We start from the raw sequence: 22,952 nt of genomic DNA, 5'->3' as shown, positions 1-22,952 counted from the left end.
AAGCAATAAGAAAACGAGAAAAAACTATAGTTTTTTGAATTTAAATAGTTTTTTTCTATAAGAAGTGGGTACGCGTTTAAAATTGTGCTTGTAAAAACAAAGCTGTAAAGGTATCCTAAAATATAGAGGTGATTTACTTGAATATTTACTTGGACAACAGCGCTACAACTCCGCTCAGAGGAGAAGTCATAGATGAAATATACGACATGATGAAGAGCCACTACGGAAATCCGTCTTCGCTTCACCGACTGGGGCTGGAGGCTGAAAAAAAAGTCATGGACTCTAGAAAAAAAGTGGCCGAGAGCTTGGGTGCTTCTAAAGATGAGATATACTTTACATCAGGTGGAACTGAAAGCAACAATATGGCCATAAGAGGTATAGTCGACAGGTTTGAAAACAGGGATATCCACATAATTACTTCAAAGGTGGAGCATGCCTCTGTGCTAAATCTATTCAGAGAGCTTGAGAACAGACCCAATATATCGGTGGACTATGCTGAAGTGGATGAAAGAGGATTGATAGAGCTTTCAAAGTTCAGAGAGCTTCTGAAGGAAGAAACTGTGCTTGTGTCTGTAATGACTGTAAACAATGAGACAGGAGCTATACAGCCCATAAGAGATATAAAGAACATATTGAAGGATAGCAAGAGCAAAGCCTATCTTCACTCAGACGGGGTGCAGGCGTTTGGGAAGCTGAAGCTCAGTATGGCGTCTCTAGGGGTAGATATGTTTTCATTCAGTGGACATAAGATAAACGCTCCTAAAGGCGTTGGAGGACTCTATATAAGGAAGGGAGTCAGCTTAAAGCCTCTTATGTACGGAGGAGGACAGGAGAAAAGCCACAGACCAGGTACAGAAAATACCACAGGCATAGTTGGGATGGGAAAGGCTGTAGAGATTTCAGAGAGAAACTACAGCAGTGATCGCGCACATATAGAGGGACTCAAGCGCACTTTTCTGGAAAAGCTGAGAGAGAGCATAGGGGAGTACAAACTGAACTCTCCGCAAGAGGATGTTTTCCTGCCTAACATAGTGAGTCTGTCTTTCGAGGGAACTAGAGGAGAGATACTGCTGCACACACTGGAGGACAGGGGCATATTTATATCCACTACTTCAGCCTGCTCATCCAAGGACAAGACAAAGAGCCATGTGCTAAGCGCCATGGGGCTCTCAGAGTCTGAAATAGAGGGGAGTATAAGGGTCAGCTTTGGGTATCAGAACACCAAAGAGGAAGTGGAACTGGCAGTAAAAGAGCTTAAAGAAGCAGTTGAAGAAATAAGAAGCATAATGAAAAGATAAGAGGGGTGCAAGATGAAAAAAGTAGTCAGCATTAGTTTTGGAGAAATAGCTCTAAAAGGGGCGAACAGAGGTTTTTTTGAAAACCAGCTCATAAGGAAGATAAGATTTGCTCTTAGAAAGTTCGAGAACATACACGTGAGCAAGGACCAGGGCAAGCTCTATATAGAGCCTAATCCGGAAGATATAGAGGAGATAATAAAGAGAGTCAGAAAGGTATTTGGAATAGTGTATGTGTCGCCATGCTACAAGATAGAAAAAGACATGGACTCCATAAGAGAGGCAGCTGTATATGCCATGAAGCAGGAGATGGAAAATGGAAAAAGCTCTTTCAAGGTAGACACAAAGAGAGCAGACAAGAGATACCCAATAAAGTCGCCTGATATCTCGAGGGATATTGGAGGCTATATACTGGAGAACCTGGAGGGGTCGTCTGTGGACATACACAATCCAGACACAATGGTATATGTAGACATAAGGACTTCAGCATATGTCTACACAGAGAAGCACAAGGGATACGGCGGGCTTCCAGTCGGGACCAACGGAAAGGGTCTGCTGCTGCTTTCAGGCGGAATAGACAGTCCTGTTGCAGGATTCTTGATGGCCAAGAGGGGCGTTGAAGTCCACGCGATACATTTCCACAGCTATCCGTTTACAAGCGAGAGGGCAGAAGAGAAAGTCAAGGAGCTTGCAAACATAATCTCGCTTTACTGCGGAAATATGAAGCTGTACAGCGTGAACCTCTTGAATATACAGAAAGAGATAAACAAGAACTGTCCTGAGGACGAGATGACCATAATCTCTAGAAGGTTTATGATGAGGATAGCGGAGGCCATAGCCAAGCGAGAAGGCATGGATGCGCTTATAACGGGAGAAAGCCTTGGGCAAGTGGCAAGCCAGACTATACAGGGTATAAACGTCACAAACTCATCTGTGAGCCTGCCTGTACTCAGACCGCTTATAGGTACGGACAAGACGGATATAGTTGAGATTTCAAAAGACATAGAGACTTATGAAACATCGATACTTCCTTTTGAGGACTGCTGTACAGTATTCCTGCCGAAGCACCCTGTGACAAAGCCGAAGCTAGAGGACATAGAGGAGTCAGAGTCGGTGCTGGACGTAGAGGGACTTGTGAAGAGTGCAGTGGAGAGTGCTGAACTTGAGTTTATAAAATAAATAAGGAGTGAGATAGCATGAGTAAAAAGCTAGTAGCTATAATAGCGGTGCTTGCGGTTGTTCTGATTGGAGCAGTTTCACTTGTTGGAAGCTACAACAGCCTTGTGAGCATGGATGAAGATGTAAACGGGAAATGGGCCCAGGTTGAAAACGTGGTGAAGAGAAGGGCGGACCTCATTCCAAACCTAGTAAATACAGTCCAGGGGTTTGCAGACCAGGAGAGAGAAGTGCTTATGGGGGTTACAGAGGCCAGAAGCAGAATACAGTCGGCAGGAAGCCCTTCAGAATATGCAGAGGCCAACGAGGCGCTTACAGGAGCTATATCGAGGCTTAACGTAGTAGTTGAAAGCTATCCGGAACTCAAGTCCAATGAAAACTTCATAAGGCTTCAAGACGAGCTTGCTGGAACTGAGAACAGGATAGCTGTAGAGAGAGGAAGATACAACGAGTCGGTTCAACAGTACAACTCAAGGATAAGAAAGTTCCCTACAAGCCTGATGGCAGGGATGTTTGGCTTTGAGCAGAAGGAATACTTTGAAATAAGCGAAAGCGATATGGAAAATCCAGAAGTGAAGTTTGAATAGGTGAGTGCCATGAGAAAACTCATTGGAATTATAGCTCTTCTTTTAGCTCTCGTATTTTCAGGTACTGCCCACGGGGCTCAGCTGCCGGAAAGCTCATATGACTTTTATGTGTATGACGAGACTGGAACTATAAGCGAGAGCCTCAAAAGAGAGATAGTCGAGACAAACAAGGTGATAGATGAAAAGTCAGGAGCCCAGATAGTTGTAGCTGTTGTAGAGAATACCGAAGGCAGCTCAGGAGCGCAAGAGTATGCAAATGAGCTATTTGAGAAGTGGGAGATTGGAGACAGTGAAAAAGACAACGGAGTCCTGTTTCTAGTCTCTATGGAAGAGCAGGAACTTTGGATTGAAATAGGGTACGGGCTCGAAGGGGCTCTCCCTGACGGGAAAGTAGGAGGCATAAGAGACAAGTATGTGATTCCGAACTTCAAAAGCGGGGACTACAATGAAGGAATAAGGCAGGGGTTCTATGCCTTGGCAGAGGAAGTTTCAAAAGAGTACAACCTTGGAGATGTAGGTGTAGAGAGCCCGCAGGAAGCAGTGGAGAGCGATGCCGCAGGAGCTGGAATAGGAAAGATTCTAATTGTAGCTGGGGTAGTTGCGCTTGTAATTCTGGATATGATATTTTTCAGAGGAACTATGACCATGATCATCATAAGGATTTTCCTAGGAGGAAGAGGCCCAGGAGGATTCGGAGGTGGCTCTGGAGGCGGATCTTCTAGGGGCTCCGGAGGAGGAGGTTCTTCAGGAGGAGGAGGAGCTGGCGGAAGCTGGTAGCTCCTCTCAATATGAAAGGAGGAAGGTATGTGAAGAAGCTCATATTGATAATGATTTCTATTATGACTTTGCTTGCAGGATGCAGCAGTTCAGACAGTAGAAGTGCAGTAGAGGTGGGGGGAAAGCTCACCGTATATACGAGCATGTATCCGATGAATTTTTTAGTGTCTGAAATCGGAGGGGATATGGTATCGCTAAAGAGCGTAGTTCCTCAGGGAACAGACCCTCATGACTACGAGCCTTCTATGAAGACCATAGCGGATATAGAAAAGGCAGATCTATTTATATACAATGGGGCTGGACTTGAGCCTTGGGCGGAAAAAGTGTCTTCAGAGATAGGCGATGGGAAAGCCATGGAGGCGAGCTCTTATGTGGAACTTATAGACATGGATGAAAGCCACGAAGAGGAAGAAGACAACCATGAAGACGAGCAGGGCCATGGCAGCAAGGATCCTCATATTTGGCTAAGCATAAGGAATATGGATAAAATAGCGAATGAAGTGAAAGAGAAACTCTCAGAGCTAGATCCAGAAAACAGTGAAAGATACAGAGAGAACTATGAATCTCTTTCAGCCAAATTTTCAGAGCTGGACAATAGGTATATGGATGAACTGAAAAACAGAACTAGCAACACCATACTTGTGTCCCACTCGGCCTTTGGATATTTGGCAAGAGACTACGAAATAGAGCAGCTTTCTGTTGCAGGAGTCAGTCCAAGTTCCGAGCCTAGTCCGAGGACGCTTTCAAGGCTTATAGACGCTTCGAAGGAAAAGAACCTGAAGTATATCTACTTCGAGACGCTTGCAAGCCCTAAATCCGCCGAGATGATATCTAAAGAGGCAGAGCTAGAGCCATCGGTCCTAAATACAGTAGAAGGGCTCACTGAGGAAAACCTAGCCAGAGGAGACAACTACATCACCCTCATGGAAGAGAATCTAGAAAATATCAAGAAGGAGTTGCTTAAGTAATGGACGAAAAGATACTTGAGCTAAACAACCTCACTTTCGGGTACGAAAATGGCGAAAACCTTTTGGAAAACGTGGACTTAGAGATACGAAGCGGGGAGTATGTAGGTATAGTTGGAAAGAATGGGTCTGCAAAGAGTACACTCCTCAAGCTGATGCTAGGGTTACTCAAGCCTAAGAGTGGGGATATATATATAAAGGGCAAGAAATTAAATGAATTTAAGGAGTGGGGAAGCATAGGGTATCTTTCACAGCAGGTCAGGTCTTTTAATTCTAACTTCCCTGCAACTGTGGAAGAAGTAGTTGGAGCCAATCTTTACTCTAAAAAGGGAATAATTAAGATGCTGGGGAGAAAAGACAGAGAGAGCATAGAGGAGTCTCTAAAGGCAGTTGGGATGGAAAACTACAAAACTCGAATAATAGGCACGCTTTCAGGTGGACAGCAGCAGAGGGTTTTCATAGCAAGGCTACTTGTGAGCAATCCAGACATAATATTTATGGACGAGCCACTAGTGGGAGTCGACACAGCTTCACAGGGAGATTTTTATGAAATACTAGATGATTTAAACAAAAAACTGGGTATAAGTCTCATAATGGTGACGCATGACGTAGTCGAAATCTTCGGTAAAGCAGACAAGGTGCTTCTTCTGAACGACAGAAAAATCATCGAGTACGACCTTTCAGACATGGCTACGCAAGAGGAACGAATGGAAATTGCTGAAAGGGATATTAAAAATTTAATCTAGTAGGTGTTGGAATGGAAATTTTAGCTTATGACTTTATGCGAAGAGCCATAGTCATAGGAGTAGTAGTATCTTTGATCTGCTCAAGCATAGGGCTATTCCTTGTGCTCAAGAGATTCTCTATGGTTGGGGATACACTCTCCCATATATCGCTGGCAGGAGTGGCTATAGGAATGGTCAGTGGCATATATCCCATATATACGGCGATAGCTATATCAATAGCGGCTTCAATAGGGATAGAAAAGCTTAGAAAGCACTATGAGAAGTATGCGGAGCTTGCGCTGTCTGTATTCCTAGCGGCAGGAATAGGGACTGCAAGCGTGCTTATAAACCTCTTTGAGGGAAAGACAAACGGCATAATGGGGTATCTCTTTGGAAGCATATCTCTTGTCACAAAACAGGATCTCTATATAGTCATCACACTTGGGGCCATAATAATGACTTCTGTTTTCGTGCTCTACAGGGGGCTTTTCTACACGACTTTCGACGAAGAGGCAGCCAAAATAGCTGGAGTGAAGGTGAACTACATAAACCTCTATTTTTCTATTATGGTTGCAATTACTGTAACTATTTCTATGAGAATAGTGGGGATACTGCTGGTGTCATCCCTTATGGTGATTCCGGTGGCTACCAGCTTGCAGGTGGCCAAGAGCTTCAAGCAGTCAATGGTATATGCCAATCTATTCGGGCTGATCTCCATTGTGTCTGGACTTGTAGTCTCTTTCTACCTAGACCTGGCGCCGGGGGGATCTATAGTGCTTATATCGCTTGGGATGCTCTTGCTAGTGCTCGGGGCAAAGCTGTTTAAAAGAAAATTGGGAGTTTAAAAAAATCTTTAAAAGTGATAGAGTATATATATATCAAATATTGCAAATCATATGAAGTGATTTATAAGGAGGAGTTAAAATGGGAAGTTGGAAACTAGTTGATTTATCACAGGACATCTATCAAGGAATGCCACTATACGGCATTCACCAGCCTACTTTTATCATGACAAACCAGACTCACGAGGAGAGCAAGGCCGCTACAGGAAGCGACTTAGGATTCTACGCTAGAAACCTGCTTTTAAGCGAGCATGCTGGAACACACAGTGACGCTGTGCTTGAGTTCTTACCGGGTGGAAAGGATATAATAGAGATGCCTATAGAGTATTTCTACGGAAGCGCAATATGTGTAGACTTAAGCCACAAGAGATATCCAGAGTATATAGAGATAGCTGACCTTGAAGAGGCTATATCTAAGTCTGGACAGGAGCTTAAAAAAGGAGATATATTCCTTATGTACACAGGTCTTTACAACAGAGAATACCCAGGTGAAGGATATAAGAACTACTACACAGGCGTGAGCTACGAAGCGGCTAAATGGCTTGCTGAAAATGGAGTTGTCAACATAGGTGTAGACGCTCCTGCTATAGACCAGACTCCAGACGACCTTACTTTTGCAGGACACAAGGTATGCGGAGAGTATGGAATAACCAACACAGAGAACCTTGCAAATCTAGACAAAGTTGTAAACAAGAGATTCCTATATATAGGTCTTCCTATGAAGATCCGTGGAGGAACTGGATCTCCAATAAGAGCCGTAGCGCTTTTAGACGAGTAATAAAAAAAGATCGACTCGAGAGTCGATCTTTTTTACTGCCCTGAATTTAAAAAAGAGCGTTTATCTGCTGGTAGTATGCTATATACACAACTACAAGCAGAAGGCATAAGGCCAGCACTGTGTTCCTTACGGCTGAGCTATCTGTGATCATATTTGTACCCACTATTATGAGCACGATTGGCCAAAGCTCTATTACTCTTCTGATATAAGTCCCGAGGTCATATATGGAAAAAGATATAAGACCCAGGTTCCCCAATAGCCAAAGGCTTCCTATCAATATGAGAAGGCCTCCAAGAAAAAGTCCATCTTTTTTCATCGCTCTCCCCCCTTGTCATATTTAAAAACTATATAGATCCCAAGTAAAATGAGCACTACCGCCACTATATACTCTTTGTCTATAGAAAAAACAGTGTTGGCTAGAAAGAACACCCCTAGGATTATGAGTGAAACGCCGATTGTCTGCTTGTTGCTCTTGTTCTTCAAGACATCTGGACCAGACGGATTGGAGCCGCTGAAAGGCCCGCTGTACCCGTTGCGGTTAAAGGCGCTTGGATCTAGCGGAATAAACACTGCGCCCAGTACATAGAGCACGGCCAAAGGAAAAATTGCGTTTCCAAATATGGCAAGCACTACGAAAAGAATTCTCAGAAGAGAAGAGTTTAAGTCGAGATACTCTGCAATTCCTCCTAAAACTCCACTTGCAACTCTGTCATTGTTGGAACGGTAAAGTTTTTTGTCCATTTCAATCTCCTTTCTCTGCATTTATATATAGATTATATCACACGGACTTTGTGGTAATATTAAGAAGAAGAAAAAATATTCAGAAAAAGTGGGCTATGATATAATAGATTAAAACTAAAGAAGAGGTGAAGTTATGTTCAGTCTATTGTCACTTGTATTTAGATATATATTTATAGCACTTATATATCTCTTTATGATAGGCATAATAAGGCTTATATATCTAGATATAAGGAATATAAGAGAGCTAGGAGATGAGACAGGTACTTATCTGAAGCTTATCAATATGAGGGAGAGCGTACCTTTCAAGATAAAGGACGAGTACTTCATAAACAGAGAGATAACTATGGGAAGGGATTCAAGCAACGACATAGTGCTCAGAGATCCATATACTTCTAAAAGGCATTGCAGGATATTTCTAAAAGACGGGGAGTACCATATAGAGGACATAAACAGCTCGAATGGGACTTACGTGAACAACAACAGGATAACAGGAATTTCCAGGATATATCATGGGGACAGAGTCAAAGTAGGTCAGATAGAATTTCTGTTTGTAAAAAATACTTAGGAGCTGGTAGATATGGTAAACAAAGTAGTAAACAGAACACCGCAGGGACTGCTGTTGATAATAAATGCCATGGCTATGATACTCCTGTTTTTTTACAAAGATAGCTCTGCCGACAAGTCCTTCATATACATAGCTGTTTTTATGGCGGGACTTTACGGCACAAATATAATTTTAAAGAGAATCAGTGGCGGAGACAACTATATATTCCTGCTCGTGTCACTTTTGGTCAGCATAGGGGTGTTTATGGTCTACAGGATAGATACATCACTGGGGCTTAGGCAGATGCTCTACAGTGGCGTGGGGATACTGGCTTTTTTTGCAACCCACTTTATACTCAAAAAGATAAAATGCTGGGACAGGCTCACAGTCCTTTACCTTGTAGGGTCTTTCGGGCTGTTTTTTGCCACTCTCTTGTTTGGAACTAGAATTGGCGGGGCCAAGAACTGGATAGTGCTGGGGCCTATAAACATACAGCCTGCTGAGATAGTGAAAATACTGTTTGTATTCTTCATAGCCTCGTTCTACGTCCACAGAGATGAGATTAGAGTCAAACTTGAGAAATTGAGCACCAAGTTCAAGAAGATGAGCGACAATATGTACACCTTGGTATTTATGGGCGTGTGCTACTCTTTTATAGCATTTCTGTTTTTACAGAGGGAGCTTGGAATAGCTCTGCTGTTTTTTGCAGTTTTCAACACTATCATATTTGTATACGAGCCGAATAGAAAACTCATACTTCTGAACATAGCGGCAGCGGCCGTTATGGGCATACTGGGGTACTTTCTATTCAGCCACGTCAGGGTCAGAGTGGACATATGGCTTGACCCTTGGGCCGACTTCAATGGCAGAGGATACCAGATAGTGCAGTCGCTTTTTGCCATAGCGGAGGGAGGCTTCTTTGGAACTGGCATAGGGCTTGGGAATCCAGGCTTCGTACCGGAAGTCCATACAGACTTTATATTTGCTGCAATATGCGAAGAGATGGGGGTCTTTGCAGGAATAGCTATAATGCTGATATTCCTCATAATAGTATACCGTGGAATAAAGATAACACTTAAGCAGAAAAACAAGTTCTTTAAAATAGTGGCGCTTGGGATGACGGCCACTTTTGGATTCCAGGCATTTATAATACTAGGTGGAGTGATAAACATGATACCACTTACAGGGATAACTCTGCCGTTTATGAGCTACGGAGGGAGCTCTCTTGTATCAGGTTTCATTTCGCTTGGTATACTTCAGTTCGCATCTGAAGATATAGACGTTGAAGGAGAGGTTTCAGATGAGCAATAAAAAGGAGAACAACAGGATAACTTGGGTGCTCGGGATACTCTGCGGACTTTTCGTAATCCCGATACTGTACCTGAGCTATTTTCAGATCTTCAGGGCCGAGGAGATAAAAGATCATCAGTCGAATAGAAGAATATGGGCTGGAGAAGAGCAGATACTCAGGGGCAGCATATCGGATAGAAACGGGGAGATACTGGCTTACAGCGAAAGAGGAGCTGACGGAGGGCAGAGCAGAGAATACAAGTATGGCGAGACCTACGGACATATAATAGGGTACAGCTACAGGGCATACGGCAGGTACGGGCTTGAAAACTCTTACAACAACGAGCTGCTCGACCTGAGGGAGAAAAACCCCATAAGCGAACTTCAAGAGCTGCTTCAAAGCGGAGACGAGAAATACGGAAACAACTTGACCTTGACCGTAGACCATGTGCTTCAGCAGAAGGCATACAGTCTGCTAGAGGGAAGGCGTGGAAGCATAGTGCTTATGAACCCATCTACAGGTGAAGTCTACGCCATGGCCAGCAACCCTTCTTTCAACCCTTCGACCATGGCCGAAGAGTGGGAGCAGATAGTCGAAAGTGAAGACAGCCCTCTGCTGAACAGGGCCACTATGGGTCTCTATGCGCCAGGGTCTGTGTTCAAACTTGTGACAGCCACAGGCATAATGGAGGACTTAAATCCCAAAGAGACATACAACTGCACAGGCTCAACCACAATAGACGGATACAAGCTCAGAGACTACAATGAAAAGGCCCATGGGACAGTTGACCTTGAGAAAGCTTTAGAGGAATCATGCAACACTTACTTTGCAGAGAAGGGACTGGAGCTTGGAGACAAGAAGCTGAGAGAGCTAGCCGAGCGATATAAGCTGAACAGCCAGATACCTTTTGACTTAGGAGTCAGTGTCTCTAGGTTTCAAAAAGGCGGGATGACTGAGCCAGATATAGGCTCGACTTCTATAGGACAGGGAAAAACCCTTGTCACTCCGTTAAACATAGCTCTTATGGTCTCGTCTATAGCAAACGACGGAAATATGGTAAAGCCAATACTTGTAAGCGAGATAAGAAACCACGAAGGCGAACTCAAGAAGCAGAACAGCACAGAGATAATAGCAAATGTCTCTAGTCCAGAGACGGCAAAAGCGCTCAGAGACATGATGGTCAGGGTTGTGGAAAGCGGAACAGGAACTGGAGCCAAGATAAGGAACGTCCAAGTGGCTGGAAAGACAGGTACAGCCGAGAACGAGACGGAGAACTCTCACGCCTGGTTTGCAGGGTTTGCACCAGCTGAAAGCCCGAAAGTGGCAGTGGTTGTAATGCTTGAATATGCAGGGACTACAGGTGGATCGGCATCTGCACCGATAGCTAGAGATATGATAATAGAGTCGATGAATAGACTTGGATACTAAAGGTGGGTGAAAAGCTTGATAAAAGAAAGAGAAGAAATAGCGGAGATATACAAGTGGAATCTAGAAAAGCTCTACAGCGATGAGGATAAGTGGATATCCGACACAGAATATGTGGACAAGCTGATTGAAGAAGTTGAGACATACAGAGGCAAAGTAGGCAAGAGTGTGGAAAACCTGCTAGGCGTAGTTGAAGCTGAGCTAGAGATAAACAGAAAGCTAGAGAATATATACACTTACAGCAAAATGAAGCTAGATGAAAACACTTCAAGTGACAGGTATCAAGGAATGGTGGACAGGGGACAGGTCCTGTCGGTAAAGGCGTCGGAGGCCTGTTCGTATATAGTTCCAGAGCTTATGGCCTTAGAGGAAGAAAAGCTGGAAGAGCTTATAGGTGATAAAAAACTGGAACAATACAGACATTACTTGAGGGATATACTCAGAGGGAAGAGCCACACACTCTCTGAAGCAGAGGAGATGATATTGGCTTCGGTTGGGGAGATATCTGGATCGTCATATCAGCTTTACTCTATGATGAATGATGCAGACTTGAGGTTTCCAGAGATAGAGGATGAAAACGGGAACATGGTTGAGATAACCCATGGCAACTACATTCCCTTTATGGAGAGCGGGGATAGAAGAGTCAGAAAAGACGCTTTCCAATCGCTTTACAAGACGTACTCGGGATTCAAAAACACATTTGCCACCTCGCTTGGAAGCGAGGTAAAGAAAAACAGATTCTACAGCAAGACCAGGAAATACGGATCTTCTCTAGAGCATGCCCTTCACGGGGACAACATACCTGTGGCGGTTTACGAAAATCTCATAGAGGCTGTAGAGAAGAACGTGGACAAGATGCACAGCTATATATCGCTTAGAAAGAAAGCTATGAAGCTAGATGAAATCCACATGTACGACCTGTACACTCCTATGGTGAAAGACATTGAGATGAAAATAGAGTATGAAGAGGCCAAGCGCATGGTCCTAGAGGGACTTGAGGCTCTTGGCGAAGAGTACCTGGAAGTGGTGAAAGAAGGTCTTGATTCAAGGTGGATAGACGTGTACGAAAGCAGGGGAAAGAGAAGCGGGGCCTACTCATGGGGAACTTACGACTCAGAGCCCTATATACTCTTAAACTACCACGACACGCTGGACAACGTGTTTACACTGGCACACGAGATGGGTCATTCGGTTCACAGCTACTACAGCAGGGAGAACCAGCCATATGTATACGGGGGCTACTCGATTTTCTTAGCCGAGATAGCTTCAACGGTAAACGAGGTGCTTCTGATAAATCACTTGATAGCAAACACAGAGAACAGAGAGAAGAAGAAATACTTCTTGAACCACTATCTAGAGCAGTTCAGAGGGACTGTCTACAGGCAGACAATGTTTGCAGAGTTCGAGAAGATAATACACGAAAGAGTCGAAGCTGGAGGAGCGCTGACAGCAGAATCGCTTTCTGCCATATACTCAGGTCTCAACAGAAAGTACTATGGAGAGGAGATTGTCTTGGACCCTGGAATAGAGGTGGAGTGGGCTAGGATACCTCACTTCTACTACAACTTCTATGTATACCAGTATGCCACGGGCTTCTCGGCGGCTGTCTACTTTGCAGAGAGGATAATCTCAGGGGACGTGGAAGCCAGGGATCTGTATATAGAGTTCCTGAAGAGCGGAAGCTCAGACTACCCTACAGAAATACTCAGAAAAGCAGGACTGGATATGACGAGCTCCGAGCCTATAGAGAAAGCGCTTGAAAAGTTTGGAGAACTTGTGGCGGAGTATGAAGCTCTGATCGATGTAGAAGAGGAAAAGGAGGCCTAGGCCTCCTTTTTTAGTGCGTATATTCAGACTACAGGAATTTCTCCCTGACGTTGTTCCAAAAGCTCTTTCCCTCTACTGTGAGCTTCTTGAGTTTATGGCCGGAGTACCCAAAGCTTATCTCTCGTATTCCATGGTGGTTGTACTGTATTCCGTCAGAGATTATGGACAAGGAGCTTTCGTCCCTGTACTCTGGACGGACTACGAGTGAAGAGCAGGAAGGTACTATGAGGCTGTTGTTCATGCACCTGTAGGCCTTGGAGTTAATAGGGGCTATAGGTGTAATCTGAAGAGTCTTGAGCTTGGGGGAGATTATGCTTCCGCCGCATGAGAAGTTGTAGGCTGTGCTTCCAATAGGAGTCGAGACTATAAGACCATCCCCACTTACTTTTTCGAATATATCCCCGTCGATGTAGACATCTATATGTATTACCTTTGAAGAAACTCCCTTTATGGCTATCTCGTTTATGGCCTTGACAGTGAAACTGTCGTGCTTTGTGTAGACAGTTGCCTTTAGAAGCTCTATCTCCTCTATTGAATAGCTTTTCTGCTCAAGGCTGTCTATGAGCTCATCCAAGTCTGAAGGGCAAAGCTCTTGAAAAAATCCAAGGTGCCCGGTATTTATCCCCAGAAAAGGCACAGACGAAAAATTAGAAGCGTGGACGGCTCGTAGGAAAGCTCCGTCGCCACCTATACATATGTTGACCATGGCATCTTCTGAAATAGTGTCTGACACTGTAAAGCCTCTAGAACGAAGTTTGCCTTTGAGTTCGTTTGCAGTCTCTATCGAGTTGGTCTTGTGATTATGGACTATGTTTATGTTGCTGTTCTCTGAAATTCCCATGATTTCCTCCTGAAACGCTGTTTTAATTGTAGCCTGAATACATTATAATATTAAAAGAGACTAATTGAAAGGAATTAGGTGGAGAAGTGAAACAAAACATATTGGTGGAGAGCGAGAGCGTAGTGTCTTTTGAGGTCAAGGCTGATTCAGACAATCTAGAGCAGTTTTTAAAGCGAGAGTATGACGTGTCTTCAAGGCTTATAAAGAAGATGGTCAGAGAGAGGTCGATTTTCTTAAACGGTGAGAAAGTCAGACGGAATGTAAGTGTGAAAAAAGGCGATACAGTCAGCCTTTTGATGGATGACGAGGACGACAACAATCTTCCAGAGCCTGAAATAGAGCTGGACATAATATACGAGGACATAGACCTGGTGGTGCTGAACAAAAGGCCGTTTACAGTCGTACATACGACTCAGGGTCATCCTATTGGAACGATTGCAAATGGACTAGCGTATTATTTTCTGGAAAACAAAATAAAAAAGAAGATAAGGTTTATAAACAGGCTGGACAGGGACACTTCAGGTGTGCTCTTAGTGGGCAAGAACTCCTTTGCGCATCAGCAAATATCCAAACAGTTTAAGGACAACACAGTGGAGAAGACATACCTGACAGTTGTAGACGGAGTTGTAGGCGAAGACAAGGCCACTATAGATCTTCCTATAGAGAGAGAGTCAGAGGACTCTATAATGAGAATAGTGAGAGAGGATGGAAAGCGAGCGGTGACCCACTATGAAGTCGTAGAGCGGTATAAAGACGCTACTCTCCTGAAAGTAAGGCTAGAGACAGGGAGAACACATCAGATAAGAGTGCATCTTAAGCATATAGGACATCCTATAATTGGAGATTCGCTTTACTTTAAGGAAAGCCCAGATATAGATAGACAGGCGCTTCACTCTTATGCCATGAAGTTAAGGCTTCCTAGAGACAAGAGCGAAATAGAGCTTAGAGCAGAGCTTCCATACGATATATTAAACTTGATAGAAAAGCTAAAAAAAGCTTAAGTGTAAGATATAAACTTGAGGAATAGGGTATAAAGGAACAATAGCAACTAAACTCAAGTTACGCACAGTATCTTACAAAGGGGATGATGGGCTTGTTAGAGCAAATTAAGGAAAGCAGAGTTAAATGTACAGAAGGGTATTACACGTTGACGTTAGATATACCTGAGAGGGTGGTTTACTCGGCATATGACGAAGCTGACGACGAGACCATCAACGAGGCCGTAGTGGAAATAGTGCTCAGCTACTTGATGTGCATAGATGAAGACGGGGAACCTAAAAACGTCTCTGTGAGACGAGGGGAAAACCAGAACTTCAAAGTAGAGATGGAGCTCAGATACTGCGGATTGGGAAGTTAGAGATGACCTAAGTCAAGGTCATCTCTATTTATTTAGAAAGAGGTGAATTGCGTGAAATACGATATATTCTATTTTTCGGGGACGGGAAACTCGCTTTCGATAGCGAGGCAAATAGCTGAAAATCTAGGGGACAGCGAGATAAAAAAGATAAAAGCCCCTATAGACAGTTTGGATGCTTCTGAAAATATAGGTTTGGTTTTTCCTGTCTATATGTTTGGAATGCCCAATATAGTGAGAGAGTTTTTGGAAAAGCTAGAGGGTATAAAGCGGATATTTGTAGTAGCATCGCATGGTGGAATGCCAGGAGCCGCACTGTACCAAGCCAGGGAGATAATCTCGAGGGCAGGTATAGAGCTTGTAGGACTCTACAGTGTAAAGATGCCGGACAACTACATACCTATGTTCAATGGAGCTACAGCAAAAGAGATAGAGCGGCTTTTAGACGATGCAAAAAAACAGACAGATGAAATAGTTGGAAGAATAAAAAGTGGAAATGCTCAATACGATCTGAAGTCTAGCAGGTCTTACATGGGCTTTATAAACAAGATCGGCATAAAGAGGATAAAAAAGATGGGAAGCGGCTTTCATTCAGACGAACGCTGTACAAAATGCGGTATATGCCAAGATATATGCCCTGTAGGCAATATATATACAGAAGACGGCAATCCCAGGTGGAAAAACAAGTGCGAGGGGTGTATGGCCTGCATACAGTGGTGTCCTGTGGAGTCGATACAGTACAAGAGGAAAACCCAGAAAAAGAGAAGGTATAGAAATCCAGAAGTGGCAATTGGAGATATGATATCAAGGGGACAGAATAAGTTCACAAAGGATGACTTGGGTGATATAATCAGTAAAGAAGAATGAAATCAAGAAAAAGGAGAGTGCTTATGTCGATTTTAATATTTGGACACAAGAACCCGGACACAGACAGCATAACATCAGCTGTATCACTATCTTATTTGAAAAACAAACTCGGAGTTGAGGCCAAGGCTGCTAGAATAGGCGAAATCAACAAAGAGACTGAATTTGTACTTAACAAGTTTAAAGTGGAGTCACCTGAGCTTATATCCGACGTGAAGACGCAGGTAAGGGATCTGGAATATGAAAAGGTAAATGGAGTTTCGCCTAAGTCGCCTATAATAGAATGCCACAGGATGATGGAAAACGAGGAACTTACACTGCTCCCTATACTAGAGGAAGACGACAAGCTTATGGGAATAGTGAGCTTGAAAGACATAGCCATAGGCATAATGAAAGACGAGTTTGCTGACCTCAACACTTCAGTGGAAAATGTGGTTTCAGGTCTAGAGGGCAAGCTCCTAGTAAAGGGAAGCGACGAGGTGAAGGGAAGCATAGTGGTTGTGACTCAGCTAGACGAGTTTGCTAAAAGCAAGATAGACAGCAACACTGTAGTCATAACTTCTGACAACGACGAAGTAGTGAAGGCCTCTATAGAAAGAGGATCGAAGCTCATAGTTGTGACAAACGACAAGAGCATTTCAGAAGATGCAGTCGAGAAAGCCAAGCAAAACGGTGTAAGCGTAGTCTCTGTGTCTTCGGATATATTTGTGGCTTCTAAAATAATAGACAGATGCAACTATATATCCTCTGTAATGAACAGAGACGTAATAAAGTTCGGAGCGGACTACTACCTAGACGATGTAAAAGAGGCAATGCTCGAGACAAAGAGAAGGACATTCCCTGTAGTAGACGGTGAGAATAAGTTCTTAGGGCTTATAAGCAGAAATCACGTTATAAATCCTAAAAACAAGAAAGTGATACTGGTGGACCACAACGAGTACGCCCAAAGTGCAAAGGGAATAGAGGAAGCGGACATAATAGAAGTGGTCGACCACCACAAGATAGGTGATATAAGCACTTCTACACCTATAAACTTCAGGAACATGGTGGTTGGAAGCTCTTGTACAGTTATCTACAACATGTTCAAAGAGAGTGGAGTCGAGATACCGGAGAGTATAGCGGGGATGTTGATTTCAGGAATAGTTTCAGATACGCTGCTTTTCAGGTCTCCTACGACTACAGATATGGACAGGGATGCAGTTGACTCTCTAAACAAGATACTGAACCTGGACCTAGAAAGCTATGCCATGGATATGTTCAAGGCTGGGACTTCGTTAGAGGGATTCACTATAGAGGAGATATTCTACAGGGACTTCAAGGAGTTCAACCTAGAGGGGAATAAAGTAGGAGTGGGGCAAGTCTTCACTCTGGACATAGACGAGATAATGGCCAGAAAAGACGAGTATATAGACTTCATAAAGAAAGCGCACAAGACAAACGGCTACTATATAACGCTGTTGGCACTTACAGATATAATAAACGAAGGGTCTTATATACTGTTCGAGAGCAACAACGAAAACATAATAAAGACAGCTTTCGACATAGAGGCGGAGCAGGGAGCATTTGTAGACGGACTTGTATCTAGAAAGAAGCAGATAGTTCCGAAGCTGACAGAGGGCTTTAATCTTTACAAATAAGGAGAAGGTGAATATGGAGAGAATGAATTTTTTTTCTTCCTGGAGTGGAGGAAAGGATTCGTCACTCGCCCTTTATAGCGCAGTAGAAAGAGGAGGAGCTCCAAAGCTTCTCCTCTCTATATTTGAAGAGGGTGGAGAGCGTTCAAGAGCCCATGGGCTGAAAAGAGAGATACTAAAGGCACAGAGCGAATCGTTGGGTATACCGCTTGAAATAGTAGAGGCGAGCTGGGGAGCTTACCGAGACGTATTTGTAGACTTCCTTAAAGGCTCAAGCAGTAGAGGGCTGGACTCAGGAGTATTTGGAGACATAGATCTGCTGGCCCACAGAGAGTGGCTTGAAAACGCAGCAGAGGGCACAGGGATAAAGCCGGTTTTCCCGCTCTGGGGCATGAGCAGAGAGGAAGTGGTGGTCAAGTTTATAGAGAGCGGATTTGAAGCCTATATAGTCTCATGCAAAAAAGAGGCACTTGACGCCAGCTTCCTGGGGCGAAGGTTGGACAAGGACCTCTTAGAAGAGTTTAGGGAAAAAAGAGTGGATTTAGCAGGCGAAAACGGAGAATACCACAGCATAGTTGTAAATGGCCCCATATTCAAACACAGGCTCGATATAAGCCTAAATAGAGTCACAGAGAATGAAAGCCATTACTTCAAAGAAGTAAGACTATAGACGAGTGTTTTAACCTTAAGATAACAAACGCTTAACAGCATTTTGAGGGAAAGTCCCCCTATATAAAATAGAATTCATAGGTTTTGTGGCGTGGAAACCTCCTCTGCTTGTCTGGGAGGAGGAAACGCCACCTGCGTTAGCAGGGGTTTTTGACATATTTATATCCTTTCTACTACCAATATAGCTTGATTTCAGTAATTGATTATAATATGGTTATTAGTGAAAGGTGGTGTCTAGCTTGGAAGTTACTATTACATCAAAAATACAAATTTACCCTACAACTGAACAAATAGAATCTTTTACACAGACTATGCTCCAAGTTAGAAAAGCATTAAACTGTGTATCTAAGTATATCTTCGAGAACAACTGCTTGAACCAACGCAAGATAAATGAAGATACCTACTATCACCTTAGAGAAGCCTATGGATTGAAGTCCCAGATGGCTCAGTCTGTTATGAAAACTGCGATAGCCAAATACAAGACCAACAAATCCAACGGTCATAATTTCAGCTTGGTTAATTTTAAAAATCTTGAATATGACCTCGTTTGGAATCGGGACTATTCCCTCATTGATGGCGTATTCTCTATAAACAGCCTTTCAGGTAGATTGAAAATACCATTTGAAACTAAAGGCATGGAGAAGTTCTTTGACGGCTCTTATTCTTTTGGTACAGCAAAGCTAGTATATAAGTTCAACAAATACTTTCTGCATATACCGATGACTAAGGACTATCAGGGAACTACTCTTTTTGAAGTAAACAAGATTGTAGGAATAGACCTTGGAATTAACTTTTTGGCGACTACCTATGACAGCGATGGTGAAACCAGCTTCTTTAAAGGTAGGCACATAAAGTCGAAAAGAGGACACTATAAAATCTTGCGTAAACAGTTGCAAAAGCTAGGCACTAAGTCTGCAAAACGAAAAATAAAGTCTATCGGGTCAAGAGAAAACCGTTATGTGAATGACGTAAACCACGCCATTACTAAGGCACTCGTTGATAAATATGGCTCTAACACTCTTTTCGTTCTTGAGGACTTGTCTGGCGTTAGAAATGCAACTGAAAAAGTGCATATAAATAATAGATATACTTCTGTCTCTTGGGCTTTCTATCAATTCAGACAACTGTTAGAATATAAGGCTATGATGAATGGCTCTATTGTGATTGCAGTAGACCCTAGATATACAAGCCAACAGTGTCCAAAGTGCGGACATATTGAAAAAGCTAACAGGGACAAGAAGAAGCATATCTTCAAATGCAAAAACTGTAGCTATCAATCCAACGATGATAGGATTGGTGCTATGAACCTTTGGAGGAAAGGCATCGAATATATAGAAACAAACTCCAAAGAAGAGGCTGTAGAGTAAACTTTATAGCTTGGGCTACAGTCAACTAGCCTTATGTTCCAATCGTTTGAGGAAGGAGATAGCTTAGGCTATCGCTAGTACTTCGTGTAGATTAGGTACAAGCCCCCATGCTTGTCTTGGGGGTAGTTGACATAGGGGGATGATTTTACTATGAACATACAACTAAGATTAAAGGCCAGACTATATGAAGGACTTTTTAAACATGAGCGAGTCAGCTGAGCTTGCCAAGGACATAGAGTTTGGAAAAAGCGGATCTATAATGGTGGTGGATCTTTCAGGAGAGGTTCTTTACAATTTCGATAGGTCTAAAGGGAATGATAGGGAATTTTAATTGTTAAAAGCTCTACAATCTGATATAATTTAGCTAAACACATAAGAGGAGGTATTCTAGATGAACAACAACGTAGCGGAAAATATGAGATCAGCTTTTGGAGGCGAAAGCCAAGCTAGAATGAGATATCAAATATGGGGAGAAATTGCTAAGAAAGACGGCTTCCCTGTAGTCGAAACTGTGTTCAATGCAATATCTTACGCAGAGTCTATACATGCAAAATCGCATTTTAACGTTATAAAAGACGTAAAAGGAGATTTTGAAGTGAGCTCTATGGCTGGATTTGGTATAGGAAGCACTTCTGAAAACCTTAAAGCGGCAGCTGATGGAGAGAAATGGGAAGTTACTGTTATGTATCCTGAGTTTTTAGAAAACGCTGAATCAGCAGACGAGAAGAAAGCTGTGAACTCTATAAAATGGGCTATGGCAGCAGAGCAGACTCACGAGAAAATGTACTTAGAGGCAAAGTCTTTTGTGGATCAAGGAAAAGACGCTGAGTTCTCAAACATACACATATGCGAAGTTTGCGGATATGCTGCTCACGGGGATATGCTAGACAGTTGTCCTATATGCAATGTAAAAAGCGACAAATTCAGAATATTTTAATCTAAAGGTGAAATTCTAAACCGACGGGTATATATGCCACGTCGGTTTTTTTGTATACTTTTAATGCAATTGTAACTTCAGTTTACACTTCAAGAGATGTAAAATAGTTAATCATGGGTATCTAATAGGGGAATGACTCAAGTTTTTGCAATTTAGAATAATTAGGGAGTGTAGCACGATGGAGACGATAAGAGACATAGCTTTAAACATAAGAATACGGGATCTTATAGATATGGGAATAGTGGCGTTTGTAATCTACAAGATATTTATGCTTATAAGAGAGACAAGGGCGGAGCAGCTTTTGAAAGGGATACTTATACTGCTTGTAGTGACGCAGCTGAGCAAGTCACTAGAGCTGTATACCATATACTGGACTCTTGAAAAAACCATGAACTACGGTGTAATAGCGATATTCATAGTCTTTCAAAATGAGCTTAGAAAAGGGCTTGAGTATATAGGGAGGACCAAGTTTTTTACAGACTCAATAGTGAATAGCGATGCGGAAGCAGGAGAGAAAGTCGTAGAAGAGCTTATGGAGACCATAAGGTCGCTTTCTCAGCAAAAGATAGGCGGGCTTGTCGTATTCGAGAGAGAGATAGGCTTAAATGAAATAGCTGAAACTGGTGTTTCGATAAATGGAGACATAACAGCCAACTTGCTAGGGAATATATTCTATCCAAACACGCCTCTTCACGATGGAGCTGTCATAATAAAGGGCAACAAAATAAAGGCTGCGGGGTGCTTTTTGCCGCTTTCAGAGAACTACAGCTTGAACAAGACTATAGGAACAAGGCATAGAGCCGCGCTTGGCATCACAGAGATATCAGACTGCCTGACCCTTATAGTTTCAGAGGAGACAGGAATAGTTTCCATAGCGGAGAGAGGCAAGCTTATGAGGGCTATAGATATGATAGAGCTCAAGGGAAAGCTTGCCGAGATGTACAGCTCTGGTGAAAAGAAGAAAGGGATGCTTGCTAGATGGAGGAATAGAAATGAGAAGAATAAAGTTAAATAACAAAAAGACCATAGTTTTCTTGTCTATCGCGATATCGATACTTCTCTGGTCCTATGTCATGGGGGATATAAATCCATCTACCACAAAGCAACTTCTCGGAATGAACGTGGAGCTGATAGAGCAAGAGGACGAAAGTTTAGTTGTGACTTCAGACAAAGACTTCAAGGTAGACGTGAAGATATCTGGCAGGCGAAATGACATATATCAAATCAGAAGAGACGATATCAGATTTAAAGCGGACTTGAGCGGATATGACGAGGGGACGCATACAGTAGATGTGGAAATGGAAAGCAACATAAGAGGAGGAACCGCTGACATAGACTACAGCCCTAAACAGATAGAGGTCACTATTGAAAGAATTGTGAGCAAGTCGTTTAAAGCAGAGCTAGTTACAACGGGGGAACTGCCGTCGGGCATAAATCCAGACATGCTGGAGTTTCCAGAGAGCGAAGTCAGTGTAACTGGTGTAAGAAGCGATGTTGACTCTGTAGACAGAGTGGTTGCAAGTCTGGATGCAGGTGAGGTGAAAAACGGGCAAGATATCGAAGTGAGTTTGGTCCCGTTAGACAGAGCGGGAAACAGCGTAGAGGGAGTTAAGTTGAGTAAGTCTAAGCTATATGTGAAGGTGCTGAGTGCTGATATAAAGATAGCTAAGATAGAGCCGAAGCTTGTAGGCGAGATTCCAGAAGGTTACGAGGTTTCAGTAGCAGAAGTAATTCCAGAAAAGGTTAAATTCATTTACTCTGGGTCTCAGAACGCTCCAGCTAAAGTGGACACGACCGAGATAGATATAAGCGGGATTACGGAGAGCAAGGAGATAGATGTGGAGCTGGTGCTGCCTGAAGGCATGGAGCTTGCAGAAGGGGTCGACAAAAAAGTCAAGGTAAAGCTTACGGTCAAGGAAGTTCAAGATGAGCAGGAGCTGGAAGAAGAGATAGAGAAAACTCTTGATTACAGCTTATCTGAAATTAAGTTTAAAAACATAAGCGAAGACTTGGCTGTGACAAATGTGAATGAAGCACCGGACCTCGTAAGAGTAAAGATAAGCGGAGAAGCACAGCTTCTGGAAGGTATATCAAAAGAGGACATAGCGCTAACTGTTGACTTTTCTGAAGCCTCCGAGCCGGGCATATACTCCTTGGCCATAGGCTATGGCGAAATTCCAGCTGGAATAAGAGTTATAAGTGTAGGCCCCGAGTCCTTAGAATTTGAACTTGGAGCTAAAACAGATTAAGAGTTTGTGGAATTAAGCTTGATAGTATATAATAAAAAAAGGTTTACTCTAAAAGAGACGAGGA

At 43.0% G+C, this 22,952-nt stretch carries 25 protein-coding genes; 22 read left to right on the top strand and 3 right to left on the bottom strand.

All coding sequences use genetic code 11. From position 1 onward, the window contains the following. Positions 1-137 precede the first annotated feature (137 nt). From EUAN_RS07790 to EUAN_RS07755, 8 genes are all read left to right on the top strand, one after another. Positions 138-1,298, top strand: a complete 1,161-nt coding sequence (locus tag EUAN_RS07790) for a cysteine desulfurase family protein (RefSeq protein ID WP_071063410.1) — start codon at positions 138-140, stop codon at positions 1,296-1,298. Positions 1,299-1,310: 12 nt separating this feature from the next. Next, positions 1,311-2,474 carry a tRNA uracil 4-sulfurtransferase ThiI gene (thiI, locus tag EUAN_RS07785; RefSeq protein WP_071063408.1) on the top strand — a complete coding sequence of 388 codons (1,164 nt, stop codon included), beginning with the start codon at positions 1,311-1,313 and terminating at the stop codon, positions 2,472-2,474. Between the two features lie 17 nt (positions 2,475-2,491). Then, positions 2,492-3,058: a LemA family protein gene (locus EUAN_RS07780; protein ID WP_071063406.1), complete on the top strand. Its 567-nt coding sequence runs from the start codon at positions 2,492-2,494 to the stop codon at positions 3,056-3,058. A gap of 9 nt (positions 3,059-3,067) precedes the next feature. Beyond that, the gene (locus tag EUAN_RS07775; protein WP_071063404.1) at positions 3,068-3,835 is read left to right on the top strand and encodes a TPM domain-containing protein; all 768 of its coding nucleotides are present in this window, start codon (positions 3,068-3,070) and stop codon (positions 3,833-3,835) included. A gap of 29 nt (positions 3,836-3,864) precedes the next feature. Beyond that, positions 3,865-4,803, top strand: coding sequence for a metal ABC transporter substrate-binding protein (locus EUAN_RS07770; RefSeq protein ID WP_245674466.1), 939 nt, complete (start codon positions 3,865-3,867; stop codon positions 4,801-4,803). After that, a complete protein-coding gene (locus tag EUAN_RS07765; protein ID WP_071063400.1) occupies positions 4,803-5,546 on the top strand; it encodes a metal ABC transporter ATP-binding protein in 744 nt (247 codons plus the stop codon). The genes EUAN_RS07770 and EUAN_RS07765 overlap by 1 nt, the downstream gene beginning before the upstream one ends. Positions 5,547-5,557: 11 nt before the next feature. Next, positions 5,558-6,370, top strand: a complete 813-nt coding sequence (locus tag EUAN_RS07760) for a metal ABC transporter permease (protein ID WP_071063398.1) — start codon at positions 5,558-5,560, stop codon at positions 6,368-6,370. 79 nt (positions 6,371-6,449) lie between these two features. Continuing rightward, a complete protein-coding gene (locus tag EUAN_RS07755; protein WP_071063396.1) occupies positions 6,450-7,145 on the top strand; it encodes a cyclase family protein in 696 nt (231 codons plus the stop codon). A gap of 46 nt (positions 7,146-7,191) precedes the next feature. Here the strand turns inward: EUAN_RS07755 and EUAN_RS07750 are convergent, their stop codons facing one another. Further along, positions 7,192-7,461: a LiaI-LiaF-like domain-containing protein gene (locus EUAN_RS07750; protein ID WP_071063395.1), complete on the bottom strand. Its 270-nt coding sequence runs from the start codon at positions 7,459-7,461 to the stop codon at positions 7,192-7,194. Beyond that, entirely contained in the window at positions 7,458-7,886 is a 429-nt protein-coding gene (locus EUAN_RS07745; protein WP_071063393.1) for a PspC domain-containing protein, read from the bottom strand. The genes EUAN_RS07750 and EUAN_RS07745 overlap by 4 nt, the downstream gene beginning before the upstream one ends. A 133-nt stretch (positions 7,887-8,019) precedes the next feature. Here EUAN_RS07745 and EUAN_RS07740 point away from each other — a divergent pair, with 133 nt between their 5' ends. From EUAN_RS07740 to pepF, 4 genes are read left to right on the top strand one after another with little or no spacing between them, the layout of a single operon-like run. After that, on the top strand, positions 8,020-8,451 hold the full coding sequence (locus EUAN_RS07740; RefSeq protein ID WP_071063391.1) for an FHA domain-containing protein: 432 nt from the start codon (positions 8,020-8,022) through the stop codon (positions 8,449-8,451). Between the two features lie 12 nt (positions 8,452-8,463). Further along, a complete protein-coding gene (locus EUAN_RS07735; protein ID WP_071063389.1) occupies positions 8,464-9,741 on the top strand; it encodes an FtsW/RodA/SpoVE family cell cycle protein in 1,278 nt (425 codons plus the stop codon). Further along, positions 9,731-11,149 (top strand): peptidoglycan D,D-transpeptidase FtsI family protein, encoded by a 1,419-nt coding sequence (locus EUAN_RS07730; protein WP_071063388.1) that lies wholly within the window; start codon positions 9,731-9,733, stop codon positions 11,147-11,149. Before EUAN_RS07735 ends, EUAN_RS07730 begins: the two co-directional genes overlap by 11 nt. Before the next feature lie 6 nt (positions 11,150-11,155). Further along, the gene (gene pepF, locus EUAN_RS07725; RefSeq protein WP_071063387.1) at positions 11,156-12,973 is read left to right on the top strand and encodes an oligoendopeptidase F; all 1,818 of its coding nucleotides are present in this window, start codon (positions 11,156-11,158) and stop codon (positions 12,971-12,973) included. A gap of 28 nt (positions 12,974-13,001) precedes the next feature. Here the strand turns inward: pepF and EUAN_RS07720 are convergent, their stop codons facing one another. Then, a complete protein-coding gene (locus EUAN_RS07720; RefSeq protein ID WP_084655831.1) occupies positions 13,002-13,814 on the bottom strand; it encodes an NAD(+)/NADH kinase in 813 nt (270 codons plus the stop codon). Between the two features lie 86 nt (positions 13,815-13,900). On the opposite strand from EUAN_RS07720, the gene EUAN_RS07715 reads away from it, so the two are divergent. The 10 genes from EUAN_RS07715 to EUAN_RS07675 all read left to right on the top strand — a co-directional run bounded on the left by EUAN_RS07715 (position 13,901) and on the right by EUAN_RS07675 (position 22,888). Further along, on the top strand, positions 13,901-14,815 hold the full coding sequence (locus EUAN_RS07715) for an RluA family pseudouridine synthase (protein ID WP_084655830.1): 915 nt from the start codon (positions 13,901-13,903) through the stop codon (positions 14,813-14,815). Between the two features lie 146 nt (positions 14,816-14,961). After that, complete coding sequence (locus tag EUAN_RS07710; protein WP_071063385.1) at positions 14,962-15,171, top strand: hypothetical protein; 210 nt, start codon at positions 14,962-14,964, stop codon at positions 15,169-15,171. A 51-nt stretch (positions 15,172-15,222) separates the two neighbouring features. Then, positions 15,223-16,035 carry an EFR1 family ferrodoxin gene (locus tag EUAN_RS07705; RefSeq protein ID WP_071063383.1) on the top strand — a complete coding sequence of 271 codons (813 nt, stop codon included), beginning with the start codon at positions 15,223-15,225 and terminating at the stop codon, positions 16,033-16,035. A 23-nt stretch (positions 16,036-16,058) separates the two neighbouring features. Next, positions 16,059-17,669 (top strand): putative manganese-dependent inorganic diphosphatase, encoded by a 1,611-nt coding sequence (locus EUAN_RS07700; protein ID WP_071063381.1) that lies wholly within the window; start codon positions 16,059-16,061, stop codon positions 17,667-17,669. A gap of 13 nt (positions 17,670-17,682) precedes the next feature. Next, positions 17,683-18,336: a Dph6-related ATP pyrophosphatase gene (locus tag EUAN_RS07695; RefSeq protein ID WP_071063380.1), complete on the top strand. Its 654-nt coding sequence runs from the start codon at positions 17,683-17,685 to the stop codon at positions 18,334-18,336. Positions 18,337-18,574: 238 nt separating this feature from the next. After that, entirely contained in the window at positions 18,575-19,702 is a 1,128-nt protein-coding gene (locus tag EUAN_RS07690) for an RNA-guided endonuclease InsQ/TnpB family protein (RefSeq protein ID WP_071063378.1), read from the top strand. 184 nt (positions 19,703-19,886) lie between these two features. Beyond that, on the top strand, positions 19,887-20,033 hold the full coding sequence (locus EUAN_RS12685) for a hypothetical protein (protein WP_169817365.1): 147 nt from the start codon (positions 19,887-19,889) through the stop codon (positions 20,031-20,033). A 60-nt stretch (positions 20,034-20,093) separates the two neighbouring features. After that, complete coding sequence (locus EUAN_RS07685) at positions 20,094-20,639, top strand: rubrerythrin family protein (protein WP_071063376.1); 546 nt, start codon at positions 20,094-20,096, stop codon at positions 20,637-20,639. A 178-nt stretch (positions 20,640-20,817) separates the two neighbouring features. Beyond that, a complete protein-coding gene (gene cdaA, locus EUAN_RS07680; RefSeq protein WP_071063374.1) occupies positions 20,818-21,654 on the top strand; it encodes a diadenylate cyclase CdaA in 837 nt (278 codons plus the stop codon). Next, on the top strand, positions 21,632-22,888 hold the full coding sequence (locus EUAN_RS07675; protein WP_071063372.1) for a CdaR family protein: 1,257 nt from the start codon (positions 21,632-21,634) through the stop codon (positions 22,886-22,888). Before cdaA ends, EUAN_RS07675 begins: the two co-directional genes overlap by 23 nt. Positions 22,889-22,952: the final 64 nt, after the last annotated feature.

This window comes from Andreesenia angusta, from assembly GCF_001855385.1.
Taxonomy (GTDB): domain Bacteria; phylum Bacillota; class Clostridia; order Tissierellales; family Gottschalkiaceae; genus Andreesenia; species Andreesenia angusta.
The sequence above is the reverse complement of the archived record's forward strand: the minus strand, read 5'-3'. Positions and strand labels throughout refer to the sequence as shown.